Source organism: Kibdelosporangium phytohabitans (assembly GCF_001302585.1).
GTDB lineage: Bacteria > Actinomycetota > Actinomycetes > Mycobacteriales > Pseudonocardiaceae > Kibdelosporangium > Kibdelosporangium phytohabitans.
In genome coordinates this window covers 8,564,274-8,582,176 of record NZ_CP012752.1, presented here as the reverse complement: position 1 = coordinate 8,582,176, position 17,903 = coordinate 8,564,274, and the positions used below count along the sequence as shown (strand labels likewise).

Below are 17,903 nucleotides of genomic sequence, written 5' to 3'. Positions count from 1 at the left end.
GGGCGAGGTCCGACGACGCGGCCCGCGCCGGGATCGACGCCGCGGCGGTGGTGGGCACCGCACCCACCCGCCAGGAAGTGGTGGAAGCCGCGGTGTCGGCGGCGTTGCAGCTGGACGAGGCAGCGGAGCGGCTGAGCAAGGTGCTGCGGGACTCCGCGGCGGAACTGCCGGGGCACAAGCGGTGGAAGTGGCGCGACACCCAGTTCGTCACCGACTTCGGCGACGAGACCCTGTCCGGCGGCATCTCCGGCAAGGACGAACGCAAACTCACCAGGGAAGCGCAGATCCGCGACGGTTTCGCCGCCGGGCAACTGGCAGGCCGGGCCCCCGATCTCGTCGCGGGCGAGCCGCTGGTCGAGGAGCTCCAACCGGAACACGGGCGGGGACACGACTACCACGTCACCACCAAGGTGACCGCGCGGATGATCGGCGACCTGGTGCCCCTCGGTCCCGCCGACCTCCCGGTCACGGCCGAGAAACGCACGGACAAGGCGACAGGCACGTTCAGCCGTACCCGGGTCTGGTCGTTCGGCGGCGGCATCATCGGCCGCGTGTACGCGGCACTGGGCGGCTCCGCGCAGCTCAGCGCGGCCGTCAAGGTCAGCCACGAGCGGCTGGACAAGCCGGGACTGGAACACGGTTCGGAACTGTCCAGCGGCGGTGTCCGGGGCACGGACCTGGACGAGTCCGGTGACGTGCGGCCAGAGCCGATGCGCAGGTACCGCGCGAAGGTCGCGCTGACCGCTTCCGGAACCTACTGGCGCCAGCACAACGACCTGGTCAAGGCCGTCACGATCGGCCGCCGCGGCGAGCACACGCCGCGACTGCGCGACTTGGCGATCGTGGACGAGACAGCCGCCGCCGAGGGGCGTGCTCCGGGCACGGTCACTGTGGACGTGGTCGTCGAACTGCCCGCCTCGTACGGCGACCTGCGCGTCGACGTCCAGCCCGCCAACCAGACCAGCCTGCATGACGTCTCGATCAACCGCAGTGACGAGCTCAACCGCGGCTCGTCCGGCAAGCTCGGCAGCTACCGGATCGTCGGGCGGGTGCACGGGCTCAAGCACGTGGCCGCGTCGATCCGCGCGCGGCTCAAGGAGGCGTCGAGCGACCCGATCTGGGACTTCGGCGGTGACGAGATCGCCGCCGTGATCGACGAGGCGGCCCTGCGTGAGCGGAGCAGGCTGCGCTGGCACCGCAGGCTGGCCGACAAGAAAGCCGACATCGCGACGTCGTTCATGCTGCGTGACCCCCAGGTGGAAGGCAGCATGTGGGTGCGGCCGGAACAGTCGGTGACCGGCGAGGACACCACGAGCAGCGAACGCGGCGGCACGTGGACCGTTCAGCCGACGGTCGAGCCGGTCTTCGTGCCCACGAGCGGCACCGTGAACGCCGCGCCCGGCACGTCCGTCCGCGGCCTGGGTGTGCTCGTCCACCAGTTCAACCTCTGGGTCAGCAGCTTCGGCCGCAAACGGGGGCACCGCACCACGTTCTCCCACGGACTGGAGGTGTCCGGCGAGCCGCGCCTGATGCACCTCGTCACCGCCACGGTGGAGGTCACGACCGCGGTCGAGGTGAAGCGCCGGGGCAACCTCGACCCGTGGGGCGTGTTCCGGTCCAAGCCGATCGACCGGGCCGCGGAGCGCTTCGAGCTGCCGCAGGCCGTGCAGATCCTGGTCGACGACAAGGAACTGCAGGAGATCCGGAACAGGCAGGCGCAGGAGGACGCCCGGCGCGCACACGCCGGCCACCCGCTGCCGCGAGCGGCCCAGTCCGCCGCTCCGGCTGACCTCAGCCCAGTCCCGGACGGTGTCGACCTCGGTGTCCCGATGTCGTCCGACAGCATCATCGAGCCGATCGACCTCACCGACCGCATCCAGCCGCTGTACGAGCAGCTGGTGCGCACTGTCGGCAAGGAAACGGCGGACAAGCTGCTGCCGTCGTCCTCATTGGACACCGAGCACGACAACCCACGCGAGGTCGAGCGCGCACTGCGAAACGTGCATGCCTCGCACGGTGATCTGCGCGACGTGGGCACCACGACCCTGCTGCGCCGGTTGTACCGGATCAAGGGCGAGACCTACGAGCTGCGGGTGAGCGCACAGCCGCTGGGCCAACCGGTGCCGACGGGCGTGAAGCACGGCGGGCTGGTCAAGACGACGAAGGCGACGTTCCTCGCGGGCACCGAACGAACCTTCAGCAGGGTCCTGGCGCAGGTGGCGGCCATCTTCATCCCGGCGGGCACGTTCCAGGACGACTCGGCTGCCGCGGACGCGAGGGCGAACCCGGGCGAGCACGGCGCGCCGTACAGCCACGCCGGCCTGGGACTCGGGCACATGGTCCAGTTCCTCAAACAGACCCTGAACACGAAGCACGAGAACGCCGTCGAAGAGACGCACACCGAGACGGTGCGGGGCGCGATGGCGGAGCACCGCACCGAGATGCTCTTCGACGTCCGCATCGAGCGGCACGGCGAACGTGTCGCGGCGGCGCCGGGCACGCGCACTGTCACCACGTACACCCCGATCGAAGACACCCTGGTCGCCGACACCGGCGAGGCTTCCCGGCACGGGGAGATCGTCGAGCGGTCCCCGGTGGCGGCGGACGAGCGGGCGATCGCGCAGTGGCGTGCCGCCGAGACCGCCGAGCCGCTGCCGGACGACCAGTCGAACTACCGGGTCGTCGACTTCCAGGGCGACACCGACGACCTGGTCCGCGCGGCGGAACAGGCCATCACGGCCGCGGGCGGTTCGGTGGACGTGGTGACGCGCGCGATGCTGCGTGCCGAGCTCGCCGGCAGCCGCGTGGCCGGGACCCTGGGCACGCACGGCTCCGATGCGGTGTCGCTGGAGTTGCCGCCGGAACTCGGGATCGAACTGGCTGTGCACTCGGTGCCGCGCGGGCACGGCGAACTGCGGGGCGCGAGTGCCCGGGTCGAGCTGGGCGGCGACAGGAAGACGCTTGGTGCGTCGGAAACGGAACGCCGGTCAGGCAACGCGTACGAGGCGGAGGTGGTACCGCTTGTCGCCGCCGGAGTGCCACAGCCGCACGGCTCGACCGACTACCCCTCGCGCAACCCCTTCGGCTCAGCAGCCGGCTGGGGGCTGCCTGTGACGTCGCTCGGCGGCCTGGAAACCGGACACGAGCGCGCGAACCAGTCCGAGTCCGGCGGCGAGCAACTCCCCGCGTCGGCCAAGAAGCCGGACACGGACGGGACGACCAGCGTCTGGGCGCACGGTGCCCGGTTCCGGTTCGTCGCCGAGCCTGTTTCGACCGTCAGCCGCAAGCGCACCGCGGTGGTGGACGCCGACTTCGACAGCGGTTACGTCATCCGCCGCACAGACCGGACTGATCGCCTGCCGGTGGCACTGGTCAACGCCACCAAGGAGCTGGCGGCACGGGACAAGGAATGGGACACGGCCCGCGGCATGCTCCGTGTCGCCACAGCGTCCGGCACGGGTGACGCCGACGGTGAGCGGGCAGCGGCCGAGCAGTCCGCCGCAGCCGCCTACTGGCAGGCGGTGGACGCGTATTTCAGGGAACTGGCGCACGCGCGGCAGGACCCGGGCCTGAACGGAACCCGGCCCACCACGCGCGTGACGTATCCCGCCGACGCGCAGCGGCTGCCCGTGGACCAGCGCGTCAAGCTGTACTCGCTTGTGCGGGAGGCGTTGGACGCCAGTGACGCCGGTGCACGACCGACCGTGCGTTACCGGGTGCACGGCAACCTCGATTCCTCCCGTGTCGGGGACGACTTCGCCGCCACTGTGCGGGAAGTGGACAAGGTTCTCGGGCTGGTGCAGTCGAAGGTCCCGGCCGCTGACCGGGTGACCCGCGGCGACCTCGGGTTCGACGCGGTGCCGCACTTCGTGCACTCCGACGGCCCGACCGAGGTGGAGATCTGGGTCGAGAACCCGGCTCGCACCGAGTTCCAGAGGCGTTTCCCGCAGTTGTGGGGCGTGAACGGGGAGAAGTACCGGCAGCGCGCACCGGGTCACACGCAGAACTGCGGGCCGTCGCTGGTCGCGGCCGAGAAGACCTTGACCGGCGGCGTCACGGTGCAGGCCGGTGCCGGTGTGCCGGTGTCCGTCCGTTCGCTGGCGAGGCAGACCGGGGGAACGCCGGTCACGGCGTCCCGCGACCAGATCGCCGCGCACACTCACCGGCAGCCGGAAGGCTCGTGGGCCACGGCGTTCCTGCGCGGTCCCGGTGGGCTGCTGCACGGTGTCCTGGTGCGCAACGAGAACGGGCGTCCCAGCTTCGTCGATCCGCAACGCGGGAGGGTGCTCGACCCGCGGCCGGACGAGGTCGTCGGCTACATGGATCTGCCGAGGACCGGTTCGACGCCGTTGCCCAATCCCGCGCTGGACCCGAAGCGCCTTGTCGGGGCGCCGCCAGAGGGCTCGGGAAACCCCCGGCGGACCGGGCGGCGGACAGCGGGCCCAAGCGGGGCACCGACGCTCCGGCGAGGACAACATCAACTCACCGCCGCGCACACACAGAACGACCGTCCGGCTGACGATGCCGTCGCGCAGTTGCCGGACTACGCGACCATCGCCCTGCCGTCGTACGACTCGTCGTTGCGTGACACCCGGTCGACTGTGCCGGTCGGCCGGGCGACGCCGCCTCCGCCGTACGTCCAGCCTCGCGCTGGTGAGGTGGTCACAGCCCGGTACTTCTCGGACGGCACGGAAAATTCCGCGTTCTTCAGCCACCGCTTCCCGTTCTTCCAGGGGTTGAACGAGCGCGCTCGCGCGCAGCGGATGTCGCGCCGGGCGGTGAACTGCGGGCAGTTGCTGATCGCGGCCGCACGCAGCCGCGCCGAAGGCCTGATCGTGGGCATCGACGGCGACGAACCGGTGACGGTCGGCAAGCTGGGGCAGGAGATCGGACGCTCGGCGGTCCGGGCGTCGTACGACCAGATCGTCGCGCACACGCTCGACCAGCCCGCGGGTTCATGGGGCATCGCGTTCCTGCGCGGTTCCGAGGGCATGGTGCACGGCGTGCTCGTCGAACACGGCATGGACGGCGCCGTCGTGTTCGCGGATCTGCAGAGCGAGACGATCGCCCACGCCGTCCCGGGCGACGTCGTCGGCTACATGGAGATGCCGGGTACTGGTGCCGGCCGGTTGGACGGCCCGGTTCTGGACTGGGATCTCCTCGTCGGGTCGCCGTCGCGCAACTCGTCCAGCCGGAATTCCGGGTTCCTGTCGTCGCTGCGGCGCATAGGTGGCCAACGTTCGCGCACCACACGGGCGCCAGCTGAGAACGCCGCGCCTGAACCGTCCTTTGAGGACCCGTATGCCGCGAACTCCTCGCTTCCGGCGTACGTCGAAACAGCGCCCGAGGTCGACTGGTCCCAGCAGCCGGAGGCAGCATCGGCGTACGACGACCAGTCGTACGCGCAGTGGGGCAACCCGCCCGAGTACGTCCAGTCGTGGACGGAGCCGCCCGCGTGGACGGTGGTCACGAACTCCTACTTCTCCTCCGATGAGCAGTCCGCCGCGTATTCACAGCAGCGGTTCGCGTGGCTGCAGGGAATCAACGGGGCTGGTGCCTCCCGTGGACAGGGGTTGATCGCGGCCAACCAGGTCCTCACGGTCGGCGGGCAGCTCGGCATCGACGCCGGTGGCCGCCCGACGTCCATCAGGGTGCTGGAGGAAGGGACCGACGGCGACGCGGTCTGGGGGAACTACGACCAGGTCGTTCGGCACGTGCAGCTACAGCCGCGGGGATCGTACGGCGCGGTGCTCCTGCGTGGGTCGGGCGAGGTGCTGCAGGGCGTGCTCATCGAGCACGGTCAGGACGACGTCCTCCCGATGGCGGATCTGCACACCGGGACGATGGCCGCCGCCGGGCCCGACAACGTCGTCGGCTTCCTGAACTTCGAGAACACCGGCGCGGACGCCATGGTTGGTCGCTCGATGGACCGCAACCTCCTCGTCGGGGCGCCCGCACGGGATTCGTCCACGAGTCCGGCTCTGCCGCCGTACAGCCCGCCCGCCACGGACGTCGTGGTCGACGTGAAGAACCCGCTGGTGTCGCTGCCGCAGGCAACGGTGCTCACGGCCGGTTCCTTCGCGGGTGACGAGGAATCCCACGCGTTCTTCGGGCACCGCTACCCGCAGTTCCTCGGCGTGAACCGCCGAGCCTTCCTGCGAGGTGTGCCGGGCCGTACCGAGAACTGCGGTCTGCTGGTGATCGCGGGCGCGAAGGCCATGGCCGAAGGCGTGACGGTGCACGTCGACGACGGTGGACCGATCACTGTGGGCCGGATGCAGGAGACGACCGGCGGCACGGCGGTGGAAGCGTCGTACGACCAGGTCGTGCGGCACACCCGCAACCAGCCAGTGGGCTCGATGGGTGTGGCGATGCTGCGCGGTGCCGGCGGGATGGTGCACAGCGTGCTCGTCGAGCACGGCGCGGGCGGCGTCCTTGTTTTCGCCGACCTGCAGAACGAGACGATCGCGGACGCCGGTCCGCACAACGTCGTCGGCTACATGGACCTGCCGCGGAACGGTTCGGCGCCGCTGTTCGGTGGCCGGCTGCACCAGAGCACACAGGTCGGCGCGGGAGGCCGGGCCGGTGGCGTCCTGAGCAAGCTGACCAACCGAGCGAACAGGCACGGCGGGTCTGCAAGGGACAGTGCCGCGCCTGCTTCGCCTGACTATGACCGGATCGACGCCGACGCCATGGCCGAGGTGCTCGCCGCCGCGAAGCCGGAGACCCTGTCGGCGCTGGCCGCGAAACACGGCATGACCACCGAATGGGCGCGGGACATCTTCGTCGCCGCGACGGCGACGCGGTTGCGCGCGGCCGGGACACGGCCCGGCATCATGGTGTCACTGGTCAACGACTTCAAGGAGGCCGGGATCAGTGGCACACAGGCCACCGCGGTCGTCGAATCCGCGGCGATCGCCGAGATCCGGGCCGCTGCGGCCGATGGCAGGCCGCAACGCACCGCGGACTGGGTTGCCCGGTTCGGTGACAGGGGATGGGACGCCTCGGCTTGTGTTTCCGCCGCGGTGGTCCTGGACGCGCGCGCGGCGGCAGCCGCCGGTCGCCCGCTCGAAGCGGACGCGGTGGCGGCGAAGTACGGGATCGAACCGCGTGAAGCGCTGCGGCTGTTCGGCGTCGCCGCGATCGCGGACGTGCGCCAGGTCCGTCACGGCGGTGGCTCCGTCGCCATCGACGCGCTGGCCACCAGGTACGGCCAGAGCCGCAGGTGGGCGTACGGGCGGAGCAACGAAGAACCCGGCTGGGCGGGGCCGCGGATGGATCCGGCCATGTCCCACGCGATCCGGGTCTCGGCCGACCTGATGCCCGCCCCTGCCGGGGACACCGAGTCCGCCGCGCGGGCCTTGCTGCGCGGGAACACGACCGGGCGACCGTTGACCGCGGCGGCACTGGCGAAGCGGTTGGGCAAGACCGGAAGCTGGGCGCACGAGCAGATCTTCGCGGTCGCGCAGGCGGACGTGATCGCCGCCGCGGGCAGCGGCCAGTGGTACGACGCCAGGACGTTGGCCGCGAAGTACGGCATGAACACCCGGTGGGCGGACCGCCAGATCGCCAACGCGCTGGCCATCGAGGCGGCCGTGCGCCAAGGCCCCATCGCCGAGGCCTACCGGGCCGCTGACTGGCAGCAGCGCTACTCGCCGGAGGCACTGGCCGCCGCTCGCGGGATCAGCGTCGACGAGGCGCGGACCGCGATCCAGTTCGTCGCCCGGTACAAGGTGAACGAGCGCGCCCGCACGGACGATCCGTACACCGTCACGGATCTCGCGAGGATGTTCGAGATGAGCTATGCCGAGGCGGAGAACGTGATCAGCTCCGCCGCCCTCATCGAGGTGCACACGCCTGACGGCCCGCACAGTCCCGACGAGATCGCCGAGTGGTACGGAAAGGACCGCCGGTGGGCCTTCGAGGTGATCGGTGTCCTCGTCCGCGCCGACGCGCGGACCGGTCTGTTCACCACCGGCGAACTGGCCGAGCGGTACGGCATCACACGCGAGGCCGTCGAGTACCAGACCGGTCCGGGTGCGGTGCTCGCGCGAGCACTCGAGGTGTTCCGCGGTGGGGGGAACCCCGTCGCCGCGGACCTGGCCGCCGAGCACAACGTCGACATCGATGTGGCCGAGGCTCAGGTGGCCGCGGCCGGTGTGGCCGACGTGCGTGCCGCGAGCGACCGGATCCTCTTCGCCGGCGGCCTGCGCAGGGGGACTGGCGAGGTGCTCGAGCCCGGCCTGGCCAGCCTCCGCACCTTGACCGGGAAGCACGGTCTCACCCGGCAGCGAGCGGTCCACGTGGCGGCCGGCACCGTGGTGACCGACCTGGTCGATCGCGATCGCGACCGGGCACCGGACGTCAAGGCTTTCGCCGAGCACTACCAGATGAGCCAGGCGGAAGCCGAGGTCCTGATCGAGACCGCCGCGGTGGCCGACATCGCCGGGCGGGCGGGGCACCCGTTCGACGCGATGACCGTCGACTCTCTCGCCGGGAGTTACGACAGGGCACGGGACTGGGCCGGAGCGCGGTTCGAAGCCGCTGTCGTCAGAGAATTCCGTGCCGCCGCCGTGCAGGCGGCGGAAGTGGGCGCGCGTCCGCGCACGGCCTGGTACGTGGCCAAAGTGGCCATGACGTACCGGGTGGACCGTCGAAGGGCGCTTGGCTGGCTCAACGCGGCCGCCCGTGCGGATGTGGCGGCGGCGGCCCAGCGCGGGGAGCCGTACACAGCCCAGGAGTTGGCTGCGAGGTACGGCATCGTCACCCGCTGGGCGGCCGATCGGATCGCTGAGGTCGCGCTGGCCGACGTGCGTGCGGCGGCGAACCGGAACGAGCCGTACAGCAGCGACGAGATCGCCCGCAAGTACGGCATCGCCCAGCAAGAAGCCGATCAAGTGCGGGTCGCGGCGGCGTTCGCCGACGCACGGGCGATCCGCGAGCCAGGCGGCCGGCTCGACATCGGGAGGGCCGCGGCGCGGCACGGCGTCAGCCTGGACACCGCGGACGCCCACGTCGACGCCATCATGCGTGCCGATGTGCGCGGCCAGGCGGACCGCGTCGAGTCGTACACAGCCGAGGCGCTGGCCGACAAGTACGGCGTGCCGCGCTCGCGCGCCGAAGCACAGATCGCCGCCGCTGCGACCGAATACGTGACCGATTCGGCGGCGAGCCACATGCCCGACTCTGTGCGCTCGTTGTCGTTGCGGTTCGGGTTCTCGCCCGAACAGGCCCGGGGGATCAAGCACGCTGTCGCACAGGCGGATGTGCGCGCGGCGGCGGACCGGAGGGTGCCGCACCCAACCCACCGCGTCGAGCAGAGGTACTTCCCCGACGACGAGGAATTCGAGGCCGTCGAGGTGATCCGCGCCGTCGCGCAGGCGGACGTGCGCCAGGCAGCGGCCGACGGCAGGCCGTACTCCCCGCTCGCCCTGGCCGCGAAGTACAAGATGCCTTACGGACGTGTTGACGAGGACACCGTCGTCAGCGCGATGGCGGGCGAGGTGATCAGTGCGGCAATACAGGCCGACCTGCGCACGGCGTTCGACGACCGTCTTGCCGTCTACACCGACGTGCGACTCGCCGAGCGGTACGGCATCAGCGTCGAGGACGCCGAACGCGAAATAGCCGCCGCGTCACTGGCTTTCGCGCGCGAGGCCCGTGCGAACACGGAGCCGCTGGCCGCCGACGACCTCGTGGTGCGGTACGACATCAGCCGCGAGGACGCCGAGTCCGACCTCGACTACGCCGGCAACATCCTGGCGGACAGCGACTTCGGGACCGAGCTGGACGACCCCGACAACCAGGGCGGCTTCCAGCAGGGCGGCGATTCCGACTCGTCCGGCTTCTCCGACTCCGCTGACGACGACTCGGATTCCTCGGACGACGACCAGCCCAGGCGGCCTGCTCAGCGCGTTGCCTGGCTGGCACAACCCGCGGGAACGGCTGTCACGGCCGCGTCCTTCCCCGCCGACGCGGACAACTCGGCGTTCTTCCAGCGCCGGTTCCCGGCTTTCGCGGGAGTGAACGGGCGTGCCTTCGCGCAACGGCAACCAGGCCGCACCGAGAACTGCGGCCTGCTGCTGATCGAGGCCGAACGAGCGCGTGCCGAGGGTGTCACAGTGCGGGTCGTCGAGGGCGGCCCGGTGACTGTCGCCCACATGGCCAGGAGGAGCGGTGGAAAGCCGGTGACCGCTTCGTACGACCAAGTCATCCAGCACACACGCAGTCAGCCACAGGGATCCATCGGTGCGGTGTTCCTGCGTGGGTCCAACGGCATGGTGCACGGTGTGCTCGTCGAGCACGGCACGGACGAGTTCGTCCCGATCGGTGACCTGCAGCGCGAGATGATGGCCGATGCCCGCCCGGACAACGTCGTCGGCTACCTGAACTTCCCGAGGACCGGCACGGCGGCGATGGCGGGCACCGGACCGATGGACGGAGCTCTCCTGGTCGGTGCGCTGACCGACGACAGTTCCGACTACGAGAGCCTCACCGAGGACAGCGACGATGACAGCGACGATGACACTGACCAGTCGCTGACGGAGGAGCAGCGCGCGTCCCGCGTGCAGGCCTTCGACCGGATCGACGCTGCCGCTGAGGCCGCGGTCCTCGCCGCCATGACCGCGGGTGAGCCGTATCCGATCCGGGCCGTCGTCGAGAACTTCAAGGTGAACAGCGAGTGGGCGCTGGATGTGGTCGTCCGCGCCGCCGCCGCACAGCTTCGGGCAACCGGGGAACCTGACCCGATCGAATCGCTGCACCGCTGGTTCAGCGCCTCGGGCGCTGACGATGCGACGTCCACCGGCCTGGTGGAACTCGCGGCGATTGCCGAGATTCGCACGGCCGCTGCCGACAACCGGCCGTACAGCGCGCAGGACTTGATCGCCGAGTTCGGTGGATCCGGGCGCTGGGATCCCGGGGCGTGTGTCTCGGCTGCGGTGGTGTCCGATGTGCGCCTGGCGGCGGACGACGGCAGGCCGCTCGCATCGGACGCGGTGGCTGGCAAGTACCGGATCAGCCGTACTGAGGCGGAAAAGCTGATCCGTGTCGCCGCGCTCGCCGACGTGCGCGAGGTGGCGGAAGGCGGCGGCTCCGTCGCCCGCGACGTCCTGGCCGCCAAGTACGGCAAGGATTCCAAGTGGGCGTACGCGGTGCTCAACGAGGCACCGCACTGGAGCGGGCCGCTGGCCGACCCGGCGATCTCCCACGCCTTCCCCGTGGTGGCCGCGATTCTGCCGGGCGTTGCCGGGCAACAGGAGCTGCCGGCGCGGACGGTGATCCGCGAGGCCGCGGATGCCGGCCGGCCGTGGTCCGTGGCGGACCTGGCCAAGAGCCTCGCCAAGTCCCCGGCGTGGGTTCTCGACCAGATCAACGCCGCCGCGCACGCCGACGTGATCGAGGCGGCGGGGCGCGGCGAACGGTACGACGCCGAGACATTGGCGGCGAAATACAGCACGAACACCAGGTGGGCGCGCCGCCGGCTCGCCAACGCGCTCGCCGTCGAACAACAGCTGCAGGACCGTGCCCTTGACGGCGTCATCGCCGAGGATGAAGTCGTGTACTCGCCGCAGGAACTGGCGGACGGGCACGGGATCAGTGCCGCCAAGGCCGCTGAGCGGATCGCCGCCGTCGCCAAGGCCAACGTGTACGCGGACGTCACCGGCCGTTCCCCCGCTGACGAGGACTTGGCCGAGCTGCTGGGAATCAGCCGCGAATCGGCGAGAGCCGCCCGGCGCGCCGCCGTCCGCGACGTCGTGCGGCAGCGGGCGGACAGCGGCGAACTGCTCGATGTCGTCAACGTCGCCCGCGAACTCGGGGCAAGCGTTGTGGAGGTGGAGCACGAGGTCCGGTCCACCGCGCTCGCCGAGGCGCGCACGGCGGACGGCGCACGAACCCCGGACACCATGGCCAAGCGGTTCGGCAGGAGCAGGCGGTGGGCGTTCGACCAGATCGGTGTTCTGCTGCGCGCCGACATGCGGACCGGCCTGTTCACCGTTGACGAACTGGCCGCGCACTACGGGATCAGCCGCGAGGCCGTCGAGTACCGGACAAGCCCAGCCGTCGCGGCGTTCGAGCACGCGCGTGAGTTGCTCGACCGCGACGTGACTCCCGTCGCCGAGGACGTTGCCCGCGAGTACGGCATCAGCGTCGCGGACGCCGCGGCGCGGATCAATGCCGCGAAGATGACGCACGCGCACGCCGCGAGAGACGCGATTCTCCTCGAACGCAGCAAGCTGGCCGACATCGGCGAGGGACTCCTCGACGACGTCGGCGAAGATCTCGCTGTCGAGGTCCTGACGAAACGGTTCGGGCTCAGCCGCGAACGGGCGGTCTTCCTCGTCGCGCACCTCATCAGCGGGATAGCCGGCACGAACGTCGAATGGCCACAGGCCACCGCATACGCCCGGCAGCTCGGAGTCACTGCCGAAGAAGCCGGGCTGCTGGTCGACACGGCAGCGGTGGCCGACTACATGCGGATCACGAACTGGGAGCGCGGCCGTCCGGTCTCCGTCGAAGAATTCGCCGAAAGGCACGGCAGGACAACGGAGTGGGCGCGCGACAGGATCGAGGAGGCGTTCATCCTCAGCCTGCGCCAGGAAGCCCTGCCGAACGAGTTCGGCGACGCCGACCAGGACAGCGACGGCGGGCAACCGGTCACGGCCGACGTGTTCGTCAGCATTCAGTCCAGGCAGGACGGTATAACCGAGCAGCGGGCGATGAACCTGCTCGACTCCGCTGCCGAGGCGGACATCCGCGCGGCTGTCGGGCGAGGAGAGCCGTACACCGCGGCGGAACTGGCCGCCAGGTACTTCCTCGTCGAGCAGTGGGCCGCCGACAGGATCGCCGAGGTCGTGCGCGCCGACGTACGGGCGGCAGCCGATCCCGGCGCGTCTGCCGACGAACTCGCGCGGAAGTACGGCACCAGCCGCGAGACAGCCGAAGAGGTGCTGATCGCGATGGTGATGGCCGACGCGAACGCGGGTCGCCTCCCGGAGCAGCAGCTCGACCTCCGGGCACATGCCCAGCGGTACGGCATCCATGTCGCACTGGTGGACAGCCACCTCGACGCCGTCATGCGAGCCGATGCTCGCGCGGCTGCTGATCGCCGTGCACCACGTACAGCGGAACAGCTCGCGGAAAGCCACGGAGTACCGTTCCTGCGAGCCGTCGAGCAGCTCAGGGCCGCCGCGGAGCAGTACGTGACCGACGCGGCGCGTTCCGGACACACGTACAACGTGAATGAGCTGCAGGAGAGGTTCGCCCTCCAGCACGATGCGGTCCGGTTGGTGCAGCACGCCGCCGCGCGTGCGGGCATCCGTGCGGCGGCGGAGCGTGGCCGGCCGTACACGGTCCACGACGTGGACAGCAGGTACTTCAGCAGGGAAGCCGACGATTTCGACCCGTTCGTGAACGCCGCCGCCCCCGCCCCCGTCGATGCTGTGACGGCGATCCGGGCTGCCGCGCAGGTGGATGTGCGCGCGGCGGCGGATCTGGGCCAGACCTATTCGCGGGAAGCCCTGGCCAAGAAGTACGGCTTCGCCTCCGTCGCCGTGCGGCTCCAGTCGTCGCCCACCGCGATAGCGAACGAGGTGATCAGTGCGGCGGTGCAGGCCGACCTGTCCACGGCGTTCGACAACGGGCATGTCAGGTACACCGCCGAGCAACTCGCTGCGCGGTACGGCATCGGCGTCGAGGACGCCGCGCATGAACTGCTGGCCGCGGCTACGGCGTTCGCCCGCGAGGCCCGTGCGAACGGGGAGACGATCGTCGCCGACGAACTCGTTGTGCGGTACCACGTCGATCCCGCGGATGCCGAAGCCGTACTCGACTACGTCGGGAACGTGCCGTGGGACAGCGACGCCGAGTCCGATGTGGATCCTGACGACTTCGCCATCATGCTCCTGGCAGCGCAGGACGATCAGGGCAACGTCCAGCAGGGTGACGTCGCACCGGTGCAGTTCTGGCCGTACCCGGCCGGTACGGCCCTGCCGGTCGTCACGGCCGGGTCCTTCGCGGACGACGAGGACAGCGCCGCTGCGTTCCGGGACCGGTTCCCGGCGTTCGTGGGGATCAACGGCCGCGCGTTCGCGCAGGGACTGCCGGGGCGTACCGAGAACTGCGGGTTGTTGCTGATCGCCGCCGACATCACGCTTGCCGAGGGCGTGACCGTGCAGATCGAAGAAGGCGGACCGGTGACGGTCGCTTCCATCGCCGAGATGACCGGTGGGTCGGCGGTGCGGGCGTCGTACGACAGGGTGGTCAGCCATGTGAGCGGCCAGCCGGATGGCGCGCACGGGGCTGTGTTCGTGCGCGGCTCCAACGGTTTGGTGCACGGTGTGCTGGTCAAGACAGAGAACGGGCAGATCGCCATCGGAGACCTGCAGAGTGAGCTGATGGCCGACGTCCGTCCCGGCGATGTGCTCGGGTACCTGCATTTCCCGCGGACCGGTGCGACGCGGATGGCGGGCGCTGAGCTGGACCCGACTCTCCTCGTCGGCGCACCGGCAGGCGGCGACGCCCTTGTGCTCGAGCCGGACGCCGCGGACGTGCGCGCCGAGATCCTCCGTGCCTCGGCCACCCCGCTATCGCTCACACCTGAGGTGCTGGCTGCGAAGTACGGCAAGGACATCGCGTGGGCGCTTGATCAGATCGACGCCGTCGCCGAGGCCGCTGTCCTCGATGTCATGGGCACCAGCCGGCCGTATCCCGTCATGGACCTGGCTCTCGACTTCGGCATGAGCCGTGAGTGGGCACGGGCCACGGTGGTCCGTGCGGCGAGCCGGCAGTTGCGCACGGTCGAGCGGCGCGGCCAAGGTGCCACGATCCAGAACCTGCTGTCGTGGTTCCGGGAATCGGGCTTCGACGAGGAAACCTCCCGGGGCCTGCTCCATGTCGCGGTGGTCGGCGCCATGCGAGCGGTCACCGCAGACGGCCGGCACGACCGGATGTCCGGACTGGTCGAGCTGAGCAGTGGCAGCCTGCACGCCGCGGTGGCCCTCGACGCGCGTGCTGCCGCGGCGGCCGGTCGGCCGTTCACCTCGGCCGCGTTGGCGGCGAAGTACTCGATCGACCTGCCGGGAGCCAAGAACATCCTGCGGGCCGCGGCGGTCGCGGACGTGCGCGAGATCGTCGAAGGCGGCGGCACGATCACGCCGGAAGCGCTGGCCACCAGGTACGGCAAGGGCCGCAAGTGGGCCGATGCGGTGATCAAGCAGGAGCAGCACTGGGGCGGACCGCTGACCGACACGGTGTTCTCGCACGCCTTCTTCGCACTGGACGCGCTGGTTCCCGCCTTGGCCGGGGAACGTGAGCTCACCGCGCGGTCGTGGGTGCGGTCGGCCGCGGACACGGGACAGCCGCTGACCGCGAAAGCCCTGGCCGACAAGTACGGCATGAGCCGCGACTGGGCGCACGACCAGATCAACGCCGCGGCCCACGCCGATGTGATCGAGGCAGCGGGAGCGGGCAGGCCGTACGACGCGGCGGAGCTGGCCGGGAAGTACGGCATGAACACCCGGTGGGCGGATCGCCAGATCGTCAACGCCATCGCTGTCGAGGAGAAGCTGAAGCTGAGCGCCCAGAGTGACGCCTGCTTGGCGGCCCGTGACGGGCAGCCCCTGACGGCCAAGGCACTGGCGGACCTGAACGGGATCACCGTCGCGAAGGCGGCTGACCAGATCGTCGCGGCTGCCGCGGCCGCGTTGTCGAGGACCGGGTACGACGGCGAACCACGCCCCACCGAAGACGAGCTGGCCAGGACGTACGGCATCAGCCTCGAAGCGGCACACGACGCCGTCCGCGCCGCGGTGCGTGCCGATGTGCGCCTGTACCTCGACGAGGACATACCTGTCTCGACCGCGGTGATCGCCAAGCGATTCGGGATGAGCGTCGTGGAGGTCGAGCGCGAGGTGAGCGCGGTGGCGCTCGCCGAGGTCCGCTCGGCAGGCAGCCAGAGCAGCCCGATCACCCTGGCCGAGCAGTTCGGCAGGGACCAGCGGTGGGCGTTCGGCCTGATCGGCGTTCTGGTCCGTGCCGACATGGCGACAGGTCTGTTCACCGCCGACCAGCTGGCTGAGCGGTACGACATCAGCCCGGCGGCCGTCGAACACGAGACAGGCGCGGGTGCGGTGTTCGAGTTCGCGCGTGAGGTGCTCGACCGCGGTGAGATCCCTGTCGCCGCCGACCTCGCTGGGCGGTTCGGCGTCGACGTCGCCGAGGCCGAGTGGCAGGTCGCTGACGCGAGGGCCTCCTTCGTGCGCGCCGCGATCGACTCGATCCTCTTCGCGGACAGCCTGCACGACACCGTGGACGACAGCTCGGACACGGTGTCCGCTGAGGGGCGGGTCGACGAACGTGGGCGGTCCAGCGTCGACGTCCTGATGCGACAGCAGGGCATCGGCCGCGAGCGAGCGGTCTACCAGGTCGCGCACGACCTGGCGTCCGATGTGTACCGCGGTGTCGTCGATCCCCGGATCTCGCCTGCGGACCTGGCCGGGCGGACCGGACTGAGCGGGGACGAGGTCGAGCTGGTGATCAGTGCTGTCGCCCAGTTCAAGCTCATGTTCGCAGTGCGTTACGACGAGTCGGACGTCGTCACCGCCGACGACCTCGCCGACTGGGCGGGCCGGTCGCAGGACTGGGGCATCGACCAGGCCGAGAACGCTTTCGTCAGCCACCTGCGCCGCCGGGGTGTGCGTTCCGCCATGGTGGGCGCTCCGCCGCGCACGACAGCCGCCCTGGACATGCCTGCCGTCGCCTACCAGGTGGACTACGAACAGGTGCTGGACACCGTCAACGACGCTGCCCAGGCGGACGCGCGTGCGGCGGCGGAGCGCGGGGAACCGTTCACCGACAAGGAACTGGGTGACAGGTTCGACCTCGTCAGCCGGTGGGGTCTCGACCGGATCATCGCCGCCGCCCGCGCGGATGTGCGCCGTGCGGCGCAGCGTGGTGAGCCGTACACTGTGGACGAGATCGCCGAGAAGTACTACCTCGGCCACGACACCGCCGAGCTGGTGATGGTCGCCGCCGCCTTCGCTGACGCGCAGGCGGACCGTCAGCCGGGCCAGGCGCTGCGCGTGCTGACGCTCGCCACGCGATACGGCGTCGCCCTGGAGGCAGTGGACGCCCACGTCGACGCCATCATGCGGGCTGACGTACGCGCGGAAGCGGACGTTGTCATCCCCTACACGCCCGCGCAACTGGCCGAGAAGTACGGTCTGCCGGAATCGCGAGCGGACGACGTGATCCGCGAAGCGATGTTCGAGTACGTGACGGACGCCGCGGAAGCCGAACGTCCGCACGCCCCAGCGGAACTGGTCCGCAGATTCGGCGTCAGCCTGGCGTACGCCAACGGGCTGATACGCCTCGTGGCAAGGGGAGCTGTTCGCCGCGCGGCCGACCGCGGCCGTCCCGTCGTCGTGCCCGAGATCGCGCGGAGGTACTTCGTGGCCGACGGCGGCGAGTTCGGCAAAGCCGTGGCCGTGGTCGTCGATGCCGCCAAGGTCGACGTGCGCGAGGCGGTGGAAGACGGCACCGAGCTCCCCACTCCGGCGGAGCTGGCCTGGCGGTACGGCATGGCGGACGGCGACCAGTTCCTGCCGCCCTCGTTGGCGGAGGCGGCGATCACGGCGGTCGTGCAGGATGATGTGCGTGAGGTCTTCGGCAGCGGCAAGCGGTACAAAGTGGACGACCTCGTTGCGCTGTTCCACCTCGACCGCGCGGCGGCCGAAAAGGAGATCATGCCCTTCGCCCTTGCCCACGTGCGTGCGGCACCCGTTTTCGAACCGTGCACGGCCGACGACCTCGTCAGGCTGTTCGGCATCTCCGGCCGGGCGGCGGAGGACCTGATCGACTACGCCGACGAGGTGCGGGTGGACTCCGACGTGGAGTCCGATTAG

1 protein-coding gene (only partly in view) is annotated in these 17,903 nt (G+C 70.4%); it reads left to right on the top strand.

Annotation, left to right across the window (positions count from 1 at the left end; genetic code table 11):
- Positions 1-17,903, top strand: the final stretch of a protein-coding gene (locus AOZ06_RS38655; protein WP_054293903.1) for a DnaJ domain-containing protein. It extends 19,561 nt beyond the left edge of the window; 17,903 of the gene's 37,464 nt are visible here — the last part of the coding sequence; its start codon lies off the left edge, out of view; the stop codon is at positions 17,901-17,903.